This is a genomic window from Algoriphagus sp., assembly GCF_029254265.1.
Taxonomy (GTDB): domain Bacteria; phylum Bacteroidota; class Bacteroidia; order Cytophagales; family Cyclobacteriaceae; genus Algoriphagus.
Genome location: NZ_JAQWXX010000106.1, coordinates 1 through 4531, shown reverse-complemented (window position 1 = coordinate 4531; position 4531 = coordinate 1). Strand labels below are relative to the sequence as shown.

General features: G+C 41.9%; 3 protein-coding genes and 1 pseudogene. 1 reads left to right on the top strand and 3 read right to left on the bottom strand.

The genetic code is table 11. The annotated features are described in order from the left end of the window. Window positions 1–234 precede the first annotated feature (234 nt). Window positions 235–1023 carry a hypothetical protein gene (locus P8O16_RS16155; RefSeq protein WP_300316472.1) on the top strand — a complete coding sequence of 263 codons (789 nt, stop codon included), beginning with the start codon at window positions 235–237 and terminating at the stop codon, window positions 1021–1023. Between the two features lie 66 nt (window positions 1024–1089). On the opposite strand, the gene P8O16_RS16150 is transcribed toward P8O16_RS16155, so the two are convergent. The 3 genes and pseudogenes from P8O16_RS16150 to P8O16_RS16140 form a co-directional block, all read right to left on the bottom strand. Beyond that, window positions 1090–3723, bottom strand: a complete 2634-nt coding sequence (locus P8O16_RS16150) for a valine--tRNA ligase (RefSeq protein WP_300316471.1) — start codon at window positions 3721–3723, stop codon at window positions 1090–1092. 161 nt (window positions 3724–3884) lie between these two features. Next, on the bottom strand, window positions 3885–4268 hold the full coding sequence (locus tag P8O16_RS16145) for a GreA/GreB family elongation factor (RefSeq protein ID WP_300316470.1): 384 nt from the start codon (window positions 4266–4268) through the stop codon (window positions 3885–3887). A gap of 166 nt (window positions 4269–4434) precedes the next feature. Beyond that, window positions 4435–4531 (bottom strand): annotated as a pseudogene (locus tag P8O16_RS16140) (IS1595 family transposase); the annotation flags it as partial.

The following is a 4531-nucleotide window of genomic DNA, read 5'->3' as shown; positions in this document are numbered from 1 at the left end:
TGTAAAGCCGCTCTTTCAGCCGATCACTCGTCTGAGGATCACTAAATAATTCTTCAAGTGTTCGTTTCTTTGTCATCTATTTGTAAAATTAGCAGACACACTTAACTGAACACTCTCTTACAATATTCTAAACCCTTTACTGGTTAAATTTATATTTAACTTAACCTTAATTGTTCCTCTCTTAAATTAAAATGGAATCATTATTAATGACTTTAAAAAGTAATTTCTCTTTGTATGAAAAAATTTTTCCTTGTAATACTGTTAAGTGCTTATTCACTTACCGCAGCTTTCGCTCAAGATGATGCAGCCGAATTGGCTAAAAAACTGGCAAACCCAATAGCTTCTTTAATCTCTGTTCCCTTCCAAAATAATACTGACTACGGTATTGGCCAATGGCAAGGAACTCGGAATACTTTGAATTTTCAGCCCGTTTTGCCTATCAAAATCAATGATAAAATCAATATGATTACCCGGGTGGTGCTACCTATTGTCACTCAATACAATATCACTGCTCCGGGCGAAAAGCAATCCGGGCTGGGCGATGCGGTAATGTCAGCTTTCTTCTCACCCTCAAACTCGGAGAAATTGACTTGGGGAGTAGGCCCTGCTTTTTTACTACCTGTTGGAACCAATGATTTTCTGACTACGAAAAAATTTGGGATGGGACCGACCGCAGTTGCATTGAAGCAAACCAATGGATGGACCATAGGTGGATTGGTTAATCAACTTTGGTCCGTGGCCGGAAGCGAGGATCGCCCTGATGTCAGCCAAATGTTGGTGCAGCCTTTTGTAAATTACAACTGGAAATCCGGTGCGGGAATTGGAGCCAACATGGAATGGACGCAAAATTGGAAAGCCTCCACGACTACCGTGTGGTTTAATCCTACAATCAGTGCTGTAACTAGTTTAGGAAAGCAAAAAACCCAGTTTGTAGTCGGGCCACGTTTAAATCTCGCCGCTCCAGATGGGGCCAAAGCGGATTGGGGCTGGAGGGCAGTGGTGATTTTTCTTTTTCCGAAATGATAAAATGAGAAAAGGTCACTTGAATTTTCAAGTGACCTTTTCTCATTTTCTTTCATAACTCGGATCTTACCCCAGCTTTGCTAGACTTTCTTCCAAAGTTTTGATTTTCGCCTCAGCATCTGCTTGTTTCTTACGCTCCATTTCAATGACTTGGGCTGGTGCGCCAGCCACAAAACGTTCGTTGCTCAGCTTTTTCATGACTGAGTTTAAGAAACCTCTGGTGTATTCCAGCTCTTTACTGATATTCTCCCGCTCTTCTTCCACATTGATCGTGTCACCTGCGGGGATAAAACATTCATCGGCTTTTACCACAAAGCTCATCGCGTTTTCTACAGCCTTTCCAAAGCTAAACGAAGATAGATTCGCCAGTTTGGTCAATACAGATTCAAATCGAGTATAAAGTGCTTCATTCTTAGCATTGATGGTCAAATCCAAAGCCTCTTTTGGAGACATTCCTTTTGATGCGCGAAGATTCCGTACTTGAGAAACTACCTCGAATACTTGCGCTGCTTCTTCAATGATTTGGGAGTTGAAGGTTTTTTCTTCCGGCCATGAAGCCAAAATCAAGGACTCTTCCACTGATCTTTCTTTGATTAAATGCCAGATTTCCTCTGAGATAAAAGGCATAAATGGATGAAGAATCCTTAGAATATCCTCAAATAATTGGACAGTTCGATCATAAGTCGCCTGATCGATCGGATGTTGATATTCTGGCTTGATCATCTCCAAATACCAAGAGCAGAAATCTCCCCAGATCAATTTATAGGTTGTCATCAAGGCATCGGAAATTCTGAATTTTTCAAAATGCTCGTTGATTTCGACCAAAGCTTGATTGAATCGACTTTCGAACCAAGCGATGCTAGATTCATTCTGTGAGCCATCAAGCTTAGGGTCGATTTCCCAGCCTTTTACCAGTCGGAAAGCATTCCAGATCTTATTAGCGAAGTTTCGGCCTTGTTCGACTAGCTTGTCATCATAAGGTAAATCATTTCCAGCAGGGGAGGAGAAAAGCATTCCTGTTCGTACTCCGTCTGCACCGTATTGTGCGATTAGTTCGAGTGGATCAGGAGAATTACCTAGTGATTTGGACATCTTTCGACCCAATTTATCCCGTACGATTCCCGTCAGGTAGACATTTTTAAAAGGTTTTTCACCCGTGTATTCATAGCCTGCAATGATCATTCGAGCAACCCAGAAGAATAAGATCTCCGGAGCAGTCACCAAGTCATTAGTGGGATAGTAGTATTGCAGTTCCTCATTTTGCTTTCCTGTGGAAAAGACTTCCGTATCAAATACTGAAATCGGCCAGAGCCAAGAACTAAACCAAGTATCCAAAACATCTTCATCCTGAGTTAAATCTGATTCAGAATAGTTTGTCCCAAATTTCTCATTGGCAAGAATCAATGCTTCATCCTTGGATTTGGCAACTACATATTCTCCATTTGGTAAGTAATAGGCAGGGATCTGATGTCCCCACCAGAGTTGGCGCGAGATACACCAATCCCGCACATTCTCCATCCAAGCACGGTACATGTTCTTGAATTTCGGCGGATAAAGTTGAATCACATCATCCATCACAGCTGTCAATGCAGGCTTGGTGATATCTTCCATTTTCAGGAACCACTGCAGGGAAAGCTTCGGTTCAATCACCGCATCGGTTCGCTCAGAGTGGCCTACATTGGATTTGTATTCTTCGATTTTTTCTAGTTGCTCCGCTTCTTTCAGTCGCTTTGCAATCATTTTACGAGCTACAAATCGATCCTCGCCAACCAAAATTTGCGCTTTCTCATTCAAAGTACCATCATCGTTGAGGATGTCGATTACTTCGAGTTTATGCTTGATTCCAAGTTCGTAATCATTGATATCGTGAGCAGGAGTCACTTTAAGACAACCCGTTCCAAACTCCATATCCACGTATTCATCTTCGACGATCGGAACAGAACGATTGATCAAAGGAATGATCGCTCGTTTTCCTTTTAGGTGTGTGAATCTTGGATCATTTGGGTTGATACAGATTGCCGAATCTGCCATAATCGTCTCCGGACGAGTTGTGGCAATAGTCAGAAACTGATCTTCCGAACCTTCAATTTTATAATTGATGTAAAAAAGTTTTGATTGGATTTCTTTGGTGATCACCTCATCGTCCGAGAGTGCAGTTTTTCCCTGTGGATCCCAATTAACCATTCGGATGCCGCGGTAGATTTTTCCTTTCTGATGTAAGTCCACAAAGACATCTATCACTGCCTTGCTAAGTCCTGGATCCATGGTGAATGCAGTACGATCCCAATCACAGGAAGCTCCAAGTTTTTTCAACTGCTCAAGAATGATTCCACCGTATTTCTCTTTCCATTCCCAAGCATGAGAAAGGAATTCTTCCCGGGTCAGGGATTTTTTGTCTATACCCTGATCCTTCAGCATATTTACCACTTTCGTCTCTGTGGCAATGGAAGCGTGATCCGTTCCAGGAACCCAGCAAGCATTTTTCCCTTGCATTCTAGCTCGTCGGATCAAGACATCTTGAATGGTATTATTCAGCATATGACCCATGTGCAGGACTCCGGTGACATTTGGCGGAGGAATTACAATGGTGTAAGGTTCCTTGCTGTGATCTACTTTGGAGGAGAAAAGCTTATGCTCCATCCAGTAGTCATACCATTTTGATTCGGCTGCGGTTGGATCGTATTTGCTGGCAATAGACATTCGAGGGTAATTTTATTGAAGGTGCAAAAATAGGGGAAAAAGGGAAGTTTTTTCCTTAAAAATGATCCTAATATGTCTTTTCAGCAATTGTCAACTCCTCAGATGTACCGGATGACTTCTACTTCAAAGATTCGGTCTTCTCTAGCTAGTTTTAAAATGGCCTATTCACCGACTTTTTTACCAATCAGAATTTTGGCAATGGGTGAGATGAATGAAATTTTGTGTTTGGTGATATCAGCTTCATCCACCCCTATGAGTTGATAGGTCTGAGATTTCCATGGTTTTGGCGTAGTATGGATTTTGAGCATCAATGTCGCGCCAAATCGCAATTTACCCTTAGGTTGCTCGCTGAGCTCGACCACCTTGGCCGTGGCGATTCGCTCGTCGATTAGATGGATTATGGCAGTAATGAAATTCGATGCGATTCGTTTTTCTTGTTCAGTGGTAGCGCTTAGCGCTGTTCGCTCTGTGATAAGCGCATGTTTTTCGGCCATCAATTCTTCCAAATCCTTCGGTGTAACGTAATTGCTGACCTCATCGGGCAAATCGGCTCCAGGTGGAATAAAGGGGGCTCTTCCTGATCTTCTTCTTTGACAAATCCTCTGCTCATGGTAGTCAGTTAGGAATCATCATGCTAACTACCAAGAACAGAATAATCTAACTTCGCTTGAAACTTAAATAATTTAAAAGAATAGAGGTGTCCGCTTAACATCATATCATATTTGAGATATACATTTTATCTGCTTTTACCATTCTGATGATTAGATTATTGAAGATGGTGTCTTTGTTCTGGGAGCGATTAATTCGG